The 15,191-nt window shown below is 70.8% G+C and carries 14 protein-coding genes; 8 read left to right on the forward strand and 6 right to left on the reverse strand.

Features of this window, described 5'->3' with window-relative positions; translation table 11 throughout:
* Nucleotides 1-47: 47 nt before the first annotated feature.
* Entirely contained in the window at nt 48-1,142 is a 1,095-nt protein-coding gene (locus ABD736_RS09180; protein ID WP_344791447.1) for a glycosyltransferase family 4 protein, read from the reverse strand.
* Nucleotides 1,135-2,262 carry a glycosyltransferase family 4 protein gene (locus tag ABD736_RS09185; RefSeq protein WP_344791448.1) on the reverse strand — a complete coding sequence of 376 codons (1,128 nt, stop codon included), beginning with the start codon at nt 2,260-2,262 and terminating at the stop codon, nt 1,135-1,137. The genes ABD736_RS09180 and ABD736_RS09185 overlap by 8 nt, the downstream gene beginning before the upstream one ends.
* Before the next feature lie 175 nt (nt 2,263-2,437).
* Between ABD736_RS09185 and ABD736_RS09190 the strand changes: the two genes are divergently transcribed.
* The 3 genes from ABD736_RS09190 to ABD736_RS09200 are packed head-to-tail and all read left to right on the forward strand — an operon-like array spanning nt 2,438 to nt 6,448.
* Entirely contained in the window at nt 2,438-3,979 is a 1,542-nt protein-coding gene (locus ABD736_RS09190) for a lipopolysaccharide biosynthesis protein (protein ID WP_344791449.1), read from the forward strand.
* Nucleotides 3,976-5,241 (forward strand): glycosyltransferase family 4 protein, encoded by a 1,266-nt coding sequence (locus ABD736_RS09195; protein WP_344791450.1) that lies wholly within the window; start codon nt 3,976-3,978, stop codon nt 5,239-5,241. The genes ABD736_RS09190 and ABD736_RS09195 overlap by 4 nt, the downstream gene beginning before the upstream one ends.
* A gap of 34 nt (nt 5,242-5,275) precedes the next feature.
* Nucleotides 5,276-6,448: a transferase gene (locus ABD736_RS09200; RefSeq protein ID WP_344791451.1), complete on the forward strand. Its 1,173-nt coding sequence runs from the start codon at nt 5,276-5,278 to the stop codon at nt 6,446-6,448.
* A 120-nt stretch (nt 6,449-6,568) separates the two neighbouring features.
* On the opposite strand, the gene ABD736_RS09205 is transcribed toward ABD736_RS09200, so the two are convergent.
* Both ABD736_RS09205 and rfbG read right to left on the reverse strand, forming a co-directional pair.
* Entirely contained in the window at nt 6,569-7,126 is a 558-nt protein-coding gene (locus ABD736_RS09205) for a dTDP-4-dehydrorhamnose 3,5-epimerase family protein (RefSeq protein ID WP_344791452.1), read from the reverse strand.
* Nucleotides 7,123-8,178: a CDP-glucose 4,6-dehydratase gene (gene rfbG, locus ABD736_RS09210; protein WP_344791453.1), complete on the reverse strand. Its 1,056-nt coding sequence runs from the start codon at nt 8,176-8,178 to the stop codon at nt 7,123-7,125. The genes ABD736_RS09205 and rfbG overlap by 4 nt, the downstream gene beginning before the upstream one ends.
* A 131-nt stretch (nt 8,179-8,309) precedes the next feature.
* On the opposite strand from rfbG, the gene ABD736_RS09215 reads away from it, so the two are divergent.
* From ABD736_RS09215 to ABD736_RS09235, 5 genes are read left to right on the forward strand one after another with little or no spacing between them, the layout of a single operon-like run.
* A complete protein-coding gene (locus ABD736_RS09215; protein WP_344791454.1) occupies nt 8,310-9,674 on the forward strand; it encodes a glutamate-1-semialdehyde 2,1-aminomutase in 1,365 nt (454 codons plus the stop codon).
* Nucleotides 9,675-9,700: 26 nt separating this feature from the next.
* Complete coding sequence (locus ABD736_RS09220; protein WP_344791455.1) at nt 9,701-10,507, forward strand: glycosyltransferase family protein; 807 nt, start codon at nt 9,701-9,703, stop codon at nt 10,505-10,507.
* Nucleotides 10,504-11,676, forward strand: a complete 1,173-nt coding sequence (locus ABD736_RS09225) for a polysaccharide pyruvyl transferase family protein (protein ID WP_344791456.1) — start codon at nt 10,504-10,506, stop codon at nt 11,674-11,676. Before ABD736_RS09220 ends, ABD736_RS09225 begins: the two co-directional genes overlap by 4 nt.
* Nucleotides 11,673-12,308 carry a PIG-L deacetylase family protein gene (locus tag ABD736_RS09230; protein ID WP_344791457.1) on the forward strand — a complete coding sequence of 212 codons (636 nt, stop codon included), beginning with the start codon at nt 11,673-11,675 and terminating at the stop codon, nt 12,306-12,308. The genes ABD736_RS09225 and ABD736_RS09230 overlap by 4 nt, the downstream gene beginning before the upstream one ends.
* 1 nt (nt 12,309) lies before the next feature.
* Entirely contained in the window at nt 12,310-13,233 is a 924-nt protein-coding gene (locus tag ABD736_RS09235) for a glycosyltransferase family 2 protein (protein WP_344791458.1), read from the forward strand.
* An 11-nt stretch (nt 13,234-13,244) separates the two neighbouring features.
* Here the strand turns inward: ABD736_RS09235 and ABD736_RS09240 are convergent, their stop codons facing one another.
* Nucleotides 13,245-14,234, reverse strand: coding sequence for a GNAT family N-acetyltransferase (locus ABD736_RS09240; RefSeq protein WP_344791459.1), 990 nt, complete (start codon nt 14,232-14,234; stop codon nt 13,245-13,247).
* Nucleotides 14,231-15,181: a GNAT family N-acetyltransferase gene (locus ABD736_RS09245; protein ID WP_344791460.1), complete on the reverse strand. Its 951-nt coding sequence runs from the start codon at nt 15,179-15,181 to the stop codon at nt 14,231-14,233. Before ABD736_RS09245 ends, ABD736_RS09240 begins: the two co-directional genes overlap by 4 nt.
* Nucleotides 15,182-15,191 lie beyond the last annotated feature (10 nt).

Raw genomic sequence — 15,191 nt, forward strand, 5'->3', positions numbered from 1 at the left:
CCGCGTGTTGAGCATTACTCACACTCCCCGATGGTAGTGAGTCCTGCTCAGTTTGAGCGTGCTGCGATGCCCCCAAAACGTGGCGTCTTCGCCCCGGCCAATGCGTGCCAGACGTCGGCGTGCCCGCGCGCGCTTCGCTCCCAACTGAACTCGGCGGCTCGCGCGCGACCTCGAGCTGCGGCCTCGCCTCGGTCGAAGCGGGTGTCGAGAACGTGGCGCAGTCCCTCGGCGATGCCCTCGGGGGTGGGAGCCGTGAGCGTCGCGGCCCCGCCGGCCACCTCCGGCAGCGAGCTCGTGGCCGCCGCGACGACCGGGGTGCCCGCTGCCATCGCCTCGATCACCGGCAGGCCGAAGCCCTCGTACAGCGAGGGAACCACGACGGCCGCCGCGCTCGCGACGATGCGCGGGACCAACTCGGCCGGCATCCGGCCGAGCCGGCGCGCGCCGGGAAGCCCCTGAAAGAGCTCGTCGCGGCGGGGATGAGGCGGGCCGACGAGCACGAGCTCGGTGTCGGGAACACTGTCGCGCATCAGCTGCCACGCGCCGGCCAGCCCCGCGAGGTTCTTCCGGAGACTGGCACCCCCGGCGTGAAGGACGTAGCGGGCGGGGAGCTCCAGCCGTTCGCGCTCCGCGTCGCTGAGCGGCTGCGCGTCGCGGAAGGATTCCGCGACGCCGGGATACACGACGTGGATCCGCTCGACGCCGAACATCTCGGCGACGTCGTTCGCCGTGTTGCGCGATACGCAGATGACCGCCGCGGCCCGGCGCAGCTCCGCCGGGGCCGACGCCACCGGGACGCCCTCGTCAGGGAAGCGCCACGCGACGACGTCGTGCATGGTGACCACCTCGCCGTCGGCAGGCGGCAGGCCGAGCTCCATCCGGTGCACCAGGGCGCCGTGCGGATAGATGACCCGGCCGACGCTGCGACGAACCGCGCCACCTGCGCGCTCGACCGCCCCGAGAGGAAGGCGCACCGTTCCGGCCAGGGGGGACCGCAGCGACCGCGCGATGACCCGCTTGACGGCCCATTGGTCGTCCGGCCCACGCAGGGACTCGGCCGCGCGGGCGGCGATCTGCTCCTGGTAGATCTGGGCGCCCATCGGGTTCGACGTCGCCGTCGTGGCGATTACGAGATCAGGCATTCTGCACCGCCTGAACAGCGCCGGCCGGTCGGCCGAGGGCTGCGGCATAGCTGAGCTCGTACCCGTCCGCCACGTGCTGCCACGTGAAATCCCGCACGCGCTCGCTGCCCGCGGCGGCAAGGGAGCGACCGAACTGGGCGTCGACGACGACGCGGCGCAGCGCCGCCCCGAAGGCCGCGGAGTCTTCCGGGTCGCACAGCAGACCGTCCACACCGTCGGTGATGAACTCGGGAAGGCCGCCGCGAGCGGCCGCCACGAGCGGCGTTCCGGCTCTCCAGGCCTCGAGCGCCGTGATGCCGAACGACTCGAACCGACTCGAGATCGCAACGGCAGCCGCCGACCTCAGGAGCGCGACGACCTGCGGTCGATCGAGCTGCCCCGGCATCACGAGCCGCTCGCCGATGCCGAGTCGCTCGGCTTCAGCGCGCAGAGCCGCCCAGCGGGAATCCCAGCCGTCACCACCGATGACGAGCCCCACATCCTCCGGCAGCTCCGCGTTCGCGAAGGCGCGAAGCAGCAGGTCGAAGCCCTTCACGGGGACGAGCCTGCCGACCGCCGCCACGTATCGGCGGGGAAGCCCGTCGGGCAGAGAGCCCGCGGGCTCGGTGAGATCGATTCCGTTGGGCACGACGGCGCCGACGCCTGGGGCGAGTGCGAACCGCGCCTCGAGGTCACGGACGACGACGTGCGAGCACCCTGTGACGGCCGATGCGTCGCGAAGAGCGCCCTCGAGCGAGGCTCGCGCGAATCGCGATGCGCCGAACACGCCGCCGTCATCAGCGATGGTCTCGCCGTGCGACGTGACGACGAGCGGAATCCGGCGCCTGTGGGAGACGAACCGCGCGTAGCTGCCGTTCGGGCCATAGCAGTGCACGTGGATCAGTTCCGGGCGGAAGTCGTCCGCCGCACGAAGCCAGGCCGCGGCCGCGGAAGGGGCGCTGGCCGCGAACCGGAGCAGCGCACTCGGCGAGCGCGCGGGCAAGGGCGCGGGCAGGTCACGCACCTCGATGCCCTCCACGGAGCGCACGCCGTAGCGCCCGTCGCGGGCCACCGTCCAGACGACCACGTCGTGGCCGCGTTGCCCCAATTCGCGGGCCACGTTGCGGACATGCTCCTCCACGCCGCCAACCCACGGAGAAAAAGAGCTGGTGGCGAGCGCAATTCTCATCGGATGCCCGTTCGAGAGCGCACCTCGTGCGTGGAGCTGATCATGCCCGTCATCTTCCTTCTATTCGGCGAAACTGAGCAAATCTCGGTCTATTGTTACACCGCCCGAACAGACAGGAGCCAACGCGATGGACGAGAGCACCGACCAGCTCAGCCGTAGCGAACTGCAGCGCCGTGCCGTGCAGGGAGTCGGCTGGACGGTGATCCACACCGTCGTCTCGATCCCGATCGCCTTCGTCGTGAACCTCATCGTGGCGCGCATCCTCGGCGTCGTCGACTACGGCCGCCTGGCGTACCTGAGCGTCGTGATGGATGTCGCCGGAACGATCCTGTCGCTCGGCGTGGGGACCGCGCTCGTGCAGTTCGGCTCCCGGTTCACCGCGCAGGGCCGGCGCGACGAGGCGCGGCGCCTGCTGTCCATCTCACAGGGGTTCAGCCTCGTCGTCGTGGCACCCGCGATCACCATCGTCATCCTCGTCATGGTGCATGTCCCGCCCCTGCTGCTCGGACTCGCGATCGTCTTCGGCGTGGTGCTTCCCAACCTCTTCGGCACCGCGTCCACGGCCCTTGCCATGGAGAACCGAACAGCGGCGAGCGCGCGCAACGCCATGGTGCAGAACATCGTGGTGCAACTCGCCGTGGTCACGACGGTGCTGACACTGCGCGAAGCCGACTCCGTCTGGGCGGCGCGTGTGGCCGCCGGCGGCATCATCGCCGGCCTCGCACTGATCCCCCTCTCGCCGGACTTCCGCCGGGCGGTCCTGCGTCCGCGATGGCCGAGGCGGTTCCCCGTGGGCTTCTGGAAGTTCGCCATTCCCTCCGGACTCTCCACGCTCATCGCACAGCTGGTGGTGACCCGCTCCGAGGTCGTGTTCCTGAACTGGCTCTCGACTCCAGAGGCGGTCGGCATCTTCGCGCTCGCCATGGGCGTCGCGGGAAACGTGTTCGCGCCGGCACAGGCCATCACGGGCCCGCTCATCCCCGCGCTCTCGAGCCTGAAGGCGACGGCCGATGAGAACGCCATGGTGAAGGCGTTCGCTCGAACCGTGCGCGCATCCTCGACTGTGAGCGCCCTGATCACCGCGGTGGGAGTCCCGGCGATCGCCGTCCTGATCCCGCTGTTCTACGGCGCCGCGTTCTCGGCCGCCGTGCTGCCTGTGCTCGCGCTGGGATGCGTCGGCGGCTTCACCGTCGCGGCATCCCCGGCCTGGGCCTTCACGCTCGCGCGACTCTCCGCGCGGCGACTGCTCACGATCAATCTGGTGGCGCTGGCGGTCGACGTCGCGCTCGCGTGGTCGCTGATCATCGTGCTCGGCACGTGGGGCGCCGTCATCGCCAACGGCGCCAGCGTCTCGGTGCGCGTCGTGATGCTGCTGTACGGCGAGGGCCGTGCCCTCGGAATCCGTCACCTCGACGTTGCGAAGATGTTCGCACCCGTGCTCGTGGGCATGGCCGGAGCCTGGCTCGGCTGGGGCATCGCCACCGCCGCTCCGCTCGGCACGCTGCTCGCTGCCGTCGTGGCGGCGGCGCTCGGTCTCGGCTCATGCCTGCTGGGCCTGCGCGCACTGTCCCTCGGCCTCGGCTCGTCGGACACGGCGGCGATCATGGACGCCGCTCCCAGCCCGCTGCGTCGCGTGCTGCGACCGATGCTGGCGGTCGTGACCAGATGACCGGGCCGGCACCAGCCCGCGTTCTGCTGCTGGACCACACCGCGAAGCTGAGCGGCGGCGAGCAGGCACTGCTGGGCGTCGCCTCGGCACTGCACGGCGGCGCGGCGACCGCCCGTGCGATCGTGTTCGAGGACGGGCCCCTCGTCGGCCGGCTGCGCGCGCTCGGCATCGACACGGCCCTGCTGCCACTCGGCTCGGATCTCAACACCACCTCGCGCTCACGTGCGCTGTCACCGAAGGGCCTGCTGCGCGGCGCCGGCGCGCTGGCGGGCTTCGTGCCGCGCCTCGCGCGCAGCATCCGCTTCTCAGGCGCCGAGCTCGTCGTCGCGAACTCGCTCAAGTCGGCCGTGTTCGCCTCGCTCGCCGCGCCGCTGGCGCGCCGGCCCTGGGTCTGGCACCTGCACGACCGGCTCGCCGCCGACTACCTGCCGCGTCCGCTCGCGGCGGCGATGCGCCTGCTCGCGACCTGGGGCCCGCGGGCGATCGTTGTGAACTCGTCCGCCACCGCCGCCACCCTGCCGCGGCGCGCGCGGGCGAAGGCGACGATCGCCTATCCCGGATTGATGCCGGATGCCTTCGCGCCGGCACCCGCACAAGAGAGCGCGTCCGTGGTCGGCCTCATCGGCCGCATCAGCCCGACGAAGGGCCAGCGCGAGTTCCTGAACGCCGCGGCGCTCATCGCGGCCGAGCACCCGGCGGTCCGCTTCCGCGTCGTCGGCGCGGCGCTGTTCGGCGAGGACGAGTACGAGGCCGAGGTGCGGGCACTGCCCGATCAGCTCGGCATCGGCGACCGCGTCGAGTTCACCGGCTGGGTGGCGGACCCCGGCGCGCAGCTGCGCGAGCTGACGGTGCTCGTGCACGCCTCGCCCGTGCCGGAGCCGTTCGGGCAGGTCGTCGTCGAGGCGATGGCGGCGGGGGTCCCGGTCATCGGCGCCGCAGCAGGCGGGGTCCCTGAGATCCTCGGCGCCGACGACGAGACCGGCACCGCCGGCACTGAGACCGCGGCAGCAGGCATCCGTCACACTCCCTACGGAGTGCTCGTGCGCCCCGGCGACCCGAACGCGCTCGCTCGCGCCCTGTCGGACGTGCTCAACGACCCGGCCGGGCGCCAGGCGCGCGCGGCGGCCGCGCGTCGGCGTGCGCGGGAGAGCTTCACCATCGAGCGCACGGCCGCCGCCTGCCTCGGCGCCTGGGGCCGCGCGCTCGGTTCGGTTCGAAACCCCCGCCCTATGGGGGTACGGGGCGTCACGGTGCCGCGCTAGTTTGGTGAGGAATCCTCGACCCCTAGGAGAGCTCATGTCCACGCTTCCCCAGCCCATCGACAGCTGGCGCGACCGCTGGAGCGGCGAGCCCGGCGGCTACGTCGTCCTCGACCTCGGCCAGCAGCCCGCGGCCGACCGCTTCCCCGCCCCGACCGACCCCGAGCCCGACCCCCGCTACCCGCTGCGCATGGTGATCAGCACCGTGAGCGGGCTGATCCAGCTCGAGGACGACCCGACCACGCCAGAGGAGGTCCTCGGCATCGAGCCGAAGGCGGTCGTCGAGCAGGCCGAGGCCGCCGTCGAGCAGGCGGCGCAGGCCGGCTATTTGGCCGCCGGTGGCCGCGTGAAGGAATACCCGAGCCCCCACGGCGGCTCGTGGACCGCGCAGCTCACCGCGCACGGGCTGGTTCCCGTGCAGGACGGCGAGGCAGAGGTCGTCGTCGACAACTTCGGCATCATGCACGACGCCGACCAGCGTGCCGCCTTCGAAGAGCGCGTCAGCCACCTTGCGCCCGACGGCGTGCTGCTGCTGCAGTACCACGACATCGCGGCGATCGTGCGGCACGGCATGTGGAACGCCCTGAAGCACGGCCACTTCGGCCTGTATTCGACGCCGGTGCTGGTGCGAATGCTGGGCGAGCTCGGCCTCGTCGCGCTCGACGCCTGGGAGTACCCGCTCTACAAGGGCACCGTGCTCATCGCCTTCGCCCGCAAGGGCAGCCGCTGGGGCGACACCCAGGGCGCCGGCGTCGACGCGCTGATCGCCACCGAGAACGCCGAGGGCATCACGGACCCCGACTATGTCGCCACGCTCGGCGAGGCGGTCACGCGCACGGTCGCCGACATCGACGCCTACTTGAGCGAGGCGCACGCCAAGGGTCTGACGGTCGCCGGCTACGCGGCGGCCTCCCGCACCGCGTCGCTGCTGTGTGCCGCCGACATCACCCGCGAGAAGATGGCCGCCATCGCCGACGGAGCGCCGGGCAAGTGGGGCCTCACGATGCCGGTGAACCGCATTCCGATCATCTCCCCCGCGGACCTCGTCGCACTGCGCCCCGACCGCGTGCTGCTGTTCGTGCCGGACCTGCTCGACGAACTGCGCCGCAGCTACCCCGAGATCGAGGCGGGCGGCGGCCGCTGGGTGCTGCTGGAGCCCGAGCCGGTCGAGGTCGAGCCCGTCGCACAGCCGGCCGAGTCACTGGCGTAGCCCGGCGCGCTGCGCCACGACGCACGATTCGTCACCTCGATCGACCGAATCGGGGTGACGAATCGTGCGTTTTGCGCCACAACGTTCAGGCCGCGAGCCGCGACGTTCGCCGTGCCGCGATCAGAGCTCGACGCCGAGCTGGTCGCGAGCGAACTCACGCCAGCTCGGCGAGGCGAGGTCGCGCTCGCTGAGCTCGCCGAAGGGCTCGTGCCACGGCACGGCCAGCTCGGGGTCGAGCGGATTCACCGCGACCTCACCCGGGCCGTAGAAGACGTCGGTGCGGTAGCAGAAGTCGGCGTCTTCGCTGAGCACCTGGTACCCGTGCAGGCATCCGCCCGGCACATAGACCTGGCGGTGGTCGACGTCGTCGAGCACGAAGGTCTCGACGGTGCCGAACGTCGGCGAGTCAGGTCGGGCGTCGAGCACGACGTCGAGCACCGCACCGCGCGCGCAGCGCGCCAGCTTGGCCTCGCCATTGGGCGCGATGCGCCCGTGCAGACCGCGGATGCCGCCGCGGCGCGACCTGGACTGGTTCTCTTGCTTGAACGAGTGCGGGTCGATGCCCGCGTCGGCGAGCACCTGCACGTCGAGGATGCGTGTGAAGAATCCGCGATTGTCGCGAATCGGCGTCGGCTCGAAGATGACGACGCCGGGGATGCCTGAGTGCGAGACCTTCATCGCCGGGCCTCCAGGTAGTCCTCGATCTGCTGCTGGGTGGCGACGAGCGGGTCGACGCCGTGATCGACGGCCTGCTCCCATTCGGCGACGCTCGCGATGGCCTCGTGCACGCGCCAGCGCGGCTGCCAGGCGAGCTCTGCACGGGCCTTCGACGAATCGACCATCAGCAGGCCGGCCTCGTGCGGCCCGGCGTCAGGGTCGAGCTTCCAGTCGGCGGACTGGCCCCAACTCGCGCCGAGCTCGTCGGCGAACTCGGCCACCGTGAGGCCGTCTTCGGCAGCAGGTCCGAAGTTCCAGGCGGTGTCGTGCAGCTCGGGCCGCTCGAGCAGTGCGAGCGCGAGCGTCAGATAACCGGTCAGCGGCTCGAGGGCGTGCTGCCAGGGGCGGCGCGCACCCGGGCGGCGGATGATCGGGGCGCGGCCCGCACGGAAGGCCGACACCAGCTCGGGGACCAGCGCGTCCGGCGTCGCATCTCCGCCGCCGATCACGTTGCCGGCGCGGGCGGTCGCCACGGTGAAGCCGTCCCTCGGGAACGAGACCGCGAACGAGTGCGCGGCGAGCTCGGCCGCGGCCTTGCTCGCGCTGTACGGGTCATCGCCGCCGAGCGGGTCGATCTCGCGGTAGCCCCAGTGCCACTCGTCGTTGCGGTAGACCTTGTCGGTCGTGACGACCACGACCGAGCGCACGCTCGGCACGGCCCGCGCGGCCTCGAGCACGGCGAGCGTGCCGTCGACGTTCACCGAGAAGGTCTCGCGGGGGGTCGCGTAGGACTCGCGCACGAGCGACTGCGCCGCGAGGTGCAGCACGATCTCGGGTTTCGCCGCGGCGATGGCCGCGGTCACGTTCTCGACGTCGCGGATGTCGCCGCGGGCATCCGTCGCGATCCGCCGCCCCACCTGCGCACGCTGGAACAGAAAGTCGGCCGGCGTCTCGAGCGCGTAGCCGTGCACCTCCGCCCCGAGCCGCTCGAGCAGCAGGCACAGCCATGCGCCCTTGAAGCCGGTGTGGCCGGTGACGAAGATCGAACGCCCGGCCAGGTGCGCAAAGTCCATGCGACCACGCTAACCAATAAGTGAAAAGTCCTCAGCCCCCGCACTGGGGGGCGGCGGCGAAGGGCAAAAGTGAGTTATCTTCGCAAAGTCAACGCGGCACCCGACCCCTGACCTGCCGACGAGGAGACGACGTGACTACAGAATACGAAGCCCCGACCCTGACTTCTTTCGCGAAGTCAGCCGAGGCGCAGGCCCGACTGCACCAGCTGATCCCGGGGGGCGCGCACACCAACGCCCGCGGCTCCGATCAGTACCCCGAGTTCCAGACCCCGATCATCCAGCGTGGCGAGGGGGCCAGAGTCCTCGACCTCGACGGCAACTGGCTCGTCGAATACGGCATGGGCGTCAAATCGGTGACCCTCGGCTACGGCTACCAGCCCGTGGTCGACAACGTCATCGAGGCCGTCCGCGGCGGCGTCAACTTCTCTCGCCCCTCCGTGTGGGAGCTCAAGGCGGCCGAGCAGTTCCTCGAGATGGTGCCGACGGCTGACATGGTGAAGTTCGCCAAGAACGGCTCCGACGTCACCACCGCGGCCATCAAGCTCGCGCGCGCCGCCACCGGCCGCGACCTCGTGGCGATCTGCCGCACGCAGCCGTTCTTCTCGGTCGACGACTGGTTCATGGGCGCGGGCCAGATGCCCGCCGGCATCCCCGCGTCCGTGCGCGAGCTCACGGTGGGCTTCGCCTACAACGACCTCGCCTCGCTCGAGGCACTGCTCGCCGAGCACCCCGGGCAGATCGCCGCCGTCATCCTCGAGGCGGCGACCGGCACCGCAGAGCCCGCCCCCGGGTTCCTCGAGGGCGTTCGCGCCCTCGCTGACCGCGACGGATTCGTGCTGATCTTCGACGAGATGATCTCAGGCATGCGCTGGTCGTCGGCCGGCGCCCAGTCGGTCTACGGCGTGACGCCCGACCTGTCCACGTGGGGCAAGGCCCTCGGCAACGGCTACAGCGTCTCGGCTCTCGCAGGCAAGCGCGAGCTGATGGAGCTCGGCGGGCTGAACACGGATGCCCCGCGCGTCTTCCTGCTCTCCACGACGCACGGCGGCGAGACCACCGGCCTCGCCGCGTACCTCGCAGTCGCCAAGGCGTACGAAGAGCGCGACATCGTCGGCATCATGGAGGCGCAGGGCGCCAAGTTGCGCGACGGCCTCGTCGCTGCGCTCGCCGAAGCCGGCGTCGGCGAGCAGATCCCGATCATGGGGCGCGCCTCTGCGCTCGTGTTCGGCACGAAGGACCACACGGGTGCCCCCTCGCAGGCGTTCCGGACCCTGCTCATCCAGGAGCTGCTCAAGCGCGGCGTGCTCGCGCAGTCGCTCGTGATCTCTGCGGCGCACACCGACGACGACATCGACCTGACCGTCGAGGCCTTCCGCGGCGCCGCCCGCGTCTACGCCGACGCGCTCACCGCCGGCACGACAGACGGGCTGCTCATCGGGCGCCCCGTCGCCCCCGCCATCCGCGAGTTCGCCGCACCGCGGCGCCTCGGGGCCTGAAGCACTAGGTAATAAGGAGCGAAGCGATGAAGGTCGTTCTGTTCTGCGGTGGTCTCGGCATGCGCATCCGCGCCGACAACCAGTCCGCCCCCAAGCCGATGACGACCATCGGCGACCGTCCGATCCTGTGGCACATCATGCGCTACTACGCCCACTTCGGGCACACCGAGTTCATCCTCGCCCTCGGCCACGGCGCCAAGGCGGTGAAGGACTACTTCCTGCACTACGAAGAGACCGCGTCGAACGACTTCGTGCTCTCCGGCGGCGGCCGCAACGTCGAGATGCTCGGCACCGACATCTCCGACTGGAAGATCACCTTCGTCGACACCGGCCTGCACACGCCGATCGGCGAGCGCCTGCGACGGGTGCGCCCGTACCTCGAGGGCGACGAGGTGTTCCTCGCCAACTACGGCGACGGTGTCTCCGACGCGCCGATCAACGAGTTCATCGAGACGCTGCCCGCCGACCACGTGGGCAGCCTGCTGGCCGTACCCCCGCAGGACTCGTTCCACGTCGTCAACTTCGACGCAGACGGCGGCATGAGCGGCATCGGCGCCGTCGCGAACATGGACATGTGGATCAACGGCGGCTTCTTCGTGCTGCGTCAGGGCATCTTCGACTACCTCGATGAGGGCGAGGACCTGGTGACGGATGCCTGCGTGCGCGCCGCCGCCGCCGGGCGGTTCACCGCCAATCGCTATTACGGCTTCTGGGCCTGCATGGACACCCTCAAAGAGCGCGTCTACCTCGACGAACTGCATGCGAAGGGCAACGCGCCGTGGGAGGTCTGGAACGCAGACCGCACGCGTCTCGAACCGGTGCTGCAGCCTTGAGTGCGCTGCGGGTGGGCGCCTGGGGCGTCTTCGGCCGCGGCAATTTCGGCAACGAAGCGACGCTCGAGGCGTTCCTCGCCCGCCTGGACCGTGAGCGATTCACGCCCGTGATCATCTGCGAGCGGCCGGATGCCGCCACCGAGCGGCACGGCGCCCCGGCCCGGCTGCTCGGCACCCCGGCCGCGACCGTCGCGCGGGGCCGCCTTGCACGAGCGGCGGCGGTGCTCGCGAATCGCTTCGCCCTTCTTCGCAACGCCTTCCGTGTCGTCGGGGAGCTCGACGCCGTCGTGCTGGTCGGCACAGGAGGCCTCGAGCGCTACGGCTCGGGCGCCTTCGGCACGCCCTTCGACATGTGGTCGCTGGCGACGGCCGGGCGCATTCTCGGTCGCCCGGTGCTGCTTCTCGACGTCGGCGTCGAGGTGCTGCCCCGACGGCTCGCGCGATTCTTCGCTCGCGGCGTCGCCCGCGGCGCCTCCTATCGCTCCTACCGCGACGACTACTCGCGCGCCAATGCGGCCGCGATGGGCATGAGGAATGCGAGCCGCGACCACGTCGTCACGGACCTCGCCTTCTCGCTGCCGCGTCCCGAACCGGTGAAGCGGGATGAATCGCTCGTCGTCGTCGGGGTCATGGACTACGGCGGCAGGGACGATCACGGCGGCGCAGCGGCGGCGCGCTACTTCTCCGCGGTCGAGGAGCTGCTGGGCCTGCTGCGAGCTCGCGGCAAGCGGGTCGTGCTCGTCGGCGGCGACGAGGTCGATCTGCACACGGCGGCGCAGCTCACCGAGCGCCTGAGTGACGACCGCGTCACGGTGGCCGATGCGCGAACGCCTGGTGACCTCGAGGCGGTCATGCGCGAGGCATCCGTCGTTCTCGCAACCCGCTACCACACGCTGATCATGGCGTTGCTCGCCGGCACACCGACCGTCTCGATCGGCTATGGCGAGAAGCACCGCGCGATGCTGCGCGAGCTCGGCCTGCCGGAGACGCACGTCGACATCGAGGCGTTCGATCCCGCGCAGGTCGCCGATCAGCTCACTGAGCTCGCCGACCGGCAGCCGGAGCTGACGGCGCGGATCGACAGCGCCGTCGCGGCCGCGACGGCGCGGCTCGACCGGCAATGGCACGACGTGGCGAGCGCACTCGCCGCTAGGAAGGACCGCAGATGACCGCATTCCGGCTGCCCTCGGGCCCCGCCACGGTGCTCGCGATCGGCGCCCACCCCGATGACATCGAGATCGGCTGCGGCGGTGCGCTGCTGACCCTTGGCGCACGCGCGGACGTGGCCATCCACAGCCTGATCCTCACCGGCACGCCGCAGCGCCGCCTCGAGGCGCAGGACGCCGCGCGGGCATTCGGCCTCGCCGAGCCGCCGGTCATCCACGACTTCCCCGACACCCGGCTGCCGGCGAACTGGGACGCCGTGAAGGACGCCCTCCACGAGTTCCAGCGCGCCCACCCTCAGCCCGACCTGATCTTCGTGCCGCGGGCCGATGACGCCCACCAGGACCACCGCCTGCTCGGCACGCTCGTCCCGACCGTGTGGCGCGGACCCACCGTGCTGCACTACGAGATCCCGAAGTGGGACGGCGATCTCGGCCGCCCCAACGTCTACCTGCCCCTCGAGCCCGAGGTGGCGCGGCGCAAGGTCGAGCTGCTGAACCAGAGCTTCCCGTCCCAGCATCCGCACCACTGGTGGGACGACGAGTTCTTCCACGGCCTCATGCGGCTGCGCGGTGTCGAAGCCGTCGCACGCTACGCAGAGGCCTTCACGACCGCCAAGCTCACGATCGGGGTCTGACATGACCGCGCGCCTCACCTTCGGCATCCCCGTCTACAACGGCGAGCGCTTCCTGCCCGCCGCTCTGCGCTCTGTCCAGGAGCAGGACCTCGCCGACATCCGCATCGTCATCTCAGACAACGGGTCGACGGATGCCACCCAGCAGATCTGCCTCGCCGCTGCGGCGGAGGACCCGCGAATCGAGTACCACCGCTACGACGAGAACCGCGGCGGCATCTGGAACTACCGGAACGTGCTCGCCCTGTCGCGCACCGAGCTGTTCAGCTGGATGGCGGCAGACGACATCAAGCTGCCGGGGTTCGCGAGCGCGACGATCGCCGCGCTCGATGCCGCAGGGCCCGCTGCGGCGTTCGCCTGCCCGCGCACGCAGGTCATCGACGCGGACGGCGTGATCTACGAGGACCTCAACGACGCACAGCTGGGGCTGGATGCCCCGACCGCACACGAACGCGTGCGGAATCTGCTGCGCTCGCAGGCCTCGCATCTGATGTACGGCGTCATCCGGGCGGAGGCGATCGCGGCCACCCGCGGCATCCGCTCGAGTCTCGGTGATGACATGGTGCTGCTCGTCGAGCTGCTGTGTGCCGGCAGGATGGCGCTCGCCCCCGAGCAGCTGTTCCTGCAGCGACGCCACGACACGCAGGTCTCGGTGCTCGGTGCCTCGTCCACCACGTGGTTCGCGCCTGGGCGCAGCGGCGCCCGCTCCTTCGGCGAGACGCAGACCAACATCGAGCTCTACCGCGGCGTCGCACATGCGGCGCTGCCCTTCGGCGAGAAGCTGCGCACCTGGGGCACGCTCGGTCCGTCGTGGGTGTTCCCCCGCTGGCGCGCTGTGGTTCGCGACGTGCTGAACTTCATCGGGGTGGCGCCGGGCGCCGGGCGGCTTCGCGCCCAGCGGGCAGCGCAGTCTCAGCCCGTGCGCTGACGCCCCGCGGGTCAGCCCCTGCGGGCGAGCCGGCGCGCGATGCGGCGTGCCCCGTAGCTCCAGGCCGGTCCGATCAGGAAGTCGTGCCGAGCCCCGAACTCGGGCGCCCAGTGCGCCTTGTAGCCATAGCTGCCGCCGAGGTCGACGGCGAGAGCGCCCTGCGCCTCCGCGTGGTCGAAGAGCGCGTCGATGATGCGGTCACCGGTCGGGAGCTTGCCGAGCGCTGCGTCGCGATAGGTGCGCGACGCCACCCAGACGCCGTCCGAGCCGCGAAGTGCCGTGATTCCCGTCACCGCGACGCCGTCGCGGCGCAGCGTCAGAACGGTGTGCTCACCCGCCGCCTCGAAGTGCCGCGCGACTTCGAGGCTGAGCTGCAATGACGCCTCCTGCGACGCATCCCAGCGGTCCGCCCACTTCCGCGCCGACGATCGCACGACCCAGTCGCTGTCGCCAGGCGCGTCGATGACGAGCTCAAGGTCCGCACACCTGTTCCGAGCCGCGCGCAGGTTGCTCCACTTGTGGTGGGCCTTCCAATAGGCCTCACGCTCGGCGACCGCCAGCCGGTACTGAGGCACGACGTGGTGCTCGCGCTGCGGAGAGGCGGGGATGTCTGACCGGTGCCACCATGACACGTCCACCTCGACACGCAGCGCCCGGAAAGCGGGCAGCAGATCCTCGTCTGCCGCGGCGGTGACGAAGCCCGGAATCACCGAGTTCGTGAAGTTCCGCCAGCGCAGCGCGCCGGTGCGCCGCAGCGCGATGACGGCGACCGGGTGCCCGGCGCGCTCGACCAGCGCCGTTCGGCCGCCATCCGCCGCGTGGTTCACGGCGAGTGCGGAGAGATAGAGCTCGCGCGGGCAGCCGCCCAGGTCGGGCAGAGAGCGAACCGCGTCCTCCACCGCCCCCTCGAGTCGGCTGAACCAGGTCGTCTTGAGCGGTTGCCTGCGTCTCAGCGCCGGCCGGTGCACCGCGGCCTGTGCGACAGCATGCGTCTCGGTCATCGCCGCCTCGCCGCATGCCTGAGCCGGTGCGCCAACGAGATCATCGGCGGCGAGACGACGAACTCGTAGAGGAATCCGTCCTCTGGGGCCCACTTGAGCTTGTACGGGAAGCTCGCGCCGAGATCGAATCGCGCCACGCCCGCGCGTGCGCTGTACTCAATGCTCTCGTCGATGATGCGGACGCCCGTGGGGAGACCGCCGACGCTCTCGTCGCGATACAGCACGCCGGCGACGGTCGTGGCGCCCAGCCGGAAGTTCGTGGCGCCGGCGAGCGGAATGTCGCCGTCACGCAGCACGAGCGTCTCATAGCGCCCGAGCGGGGTCAGCTGACGCGCGATCTCGAGGTTGGCCTCCAGCGCGAAGCGGTCGCGATGCGAACCACGTGCATCCCATTTGCTGAGGTTGTTGCGAACGACCCACTCTGCATCGCCGGGCCGGTCGATCGCGACCGTCAGATGCGCGCACTTCTCCCGGGCCCTCCGGATCGTCGACCAGTATCTGGTCGAGCGCCAATACGCCTCGCGCTCAGCGATCGCGAGCACATTGACGGCCCGCGGTGCAGCCCGCTGGACCCCCGCGCCGGTCGGCGCTGTGCGCGTATTCCACCAGACCATCGCAACTTCGCTGTTGAGCTTTCGCAGCGCAGGCACGACCTGTTCCTCGCTGACCGCGCCCGGCACGCCGGGCAGAAGCCAGTCGAGCATCGAGCGCCAGCGCAACCGACCTTCGCGTCGCAGGCCGAAGACGGCGACCGGCTCGCCGGCCTGTTCGACCAACGCGATGCGACCGCCGCTGTGGACGTTCAAGTGCAGCAGGTCGACGAACAGCTCGCGCGTACACAACGCGTCGGCTGGCAGCGCGTGCACCGCGTTCTCGATGTCTGCGGTGACGCTCCGGAACCAGACTGACCGCAGCTTGCGCTGCGACCTCTCGAGGGTGGCTGTCACAGGCCCGACG

This window comes from Gryllotalpicola daejeonensis, assembly GCF_039538145.1.
Classification (GTDB): domain Bacteria; phylum Actinomycetota; class Actinomycetes; order Actinomycetales; family Microbacteriaceae; genus Gryllotalpicola; species Gryllotalpicola daejeonensis.

Coding starts and splice junctions, on each gene's coding strand:
- ABD736_RS09180 (WP_344791447.1), bottom strand. CDS start 1,142: ATGCCTGATCTCGTAATCGCCACGACGGCGACGTCGAACCCGATGGGC.
- ABD736_RS09190 (WP_344791449.1), top strand. CDS start 2,438: ATGGACGAGAGCACCGACCAGCTCAGCCGTAGCGAACTGCAGCGCCGT.
- ABD736_RS09195 (WP_344791450.1), top strand. CDS start 3,976: ATGACCGGGCCGGCACCAGCCCGCGTTCTGCTGCTGGACCACACCGCG.
- ABD736_RS09200 (WP_344791451.1), top strand. CDS start 5,276: ATGTCCACGCTTCCCCAGCCCATCGACAGCTGGCGCGACCGCTGGAGC.
- ABD736_RS09205 (WP_344791452.1), bottom strand. CDS start 7,126: ATGAAGGTCTCGCACTCAGGCATCCCCGGCGTCGTCATCTTCGAGCCG.
- rfbG (WP_344791453.1), bottom strand. CDS start 8,178: ATGGACTTTGCGCACCTGGCCGGGCGTTCGATCTTCGTCACCGGCCAC.
- ABD736_RS09220 (WP_344791455.1), top strand. CDS start 9,701: ATGAAGGTCGTTCTGTTCTGCGGTGGTCTCGGCATGCGCATCCGCGCC.
- ABD736_RS09230 (WP_344791457.1), top strand. CDS start 11,673: ATGACCGCATTCCGGCTGCCCTCGGGCCCCGCCACGGTGCTCGCGATC.
- ABD736_RS09235 (WP_344791458.1), top strand. CDS start 12,310: ATGACCGCGCGCCTCACCTTCGGCATCCCCGTCTACAACGGCGAGCGC.
- ABD736_RS09240 (WP_344791459.1), bottom strand. CDS start 14,234: ATGACCGAGACGCATGCTGTCGCACAGGCCGCGGTGCACCGGCCGGCG.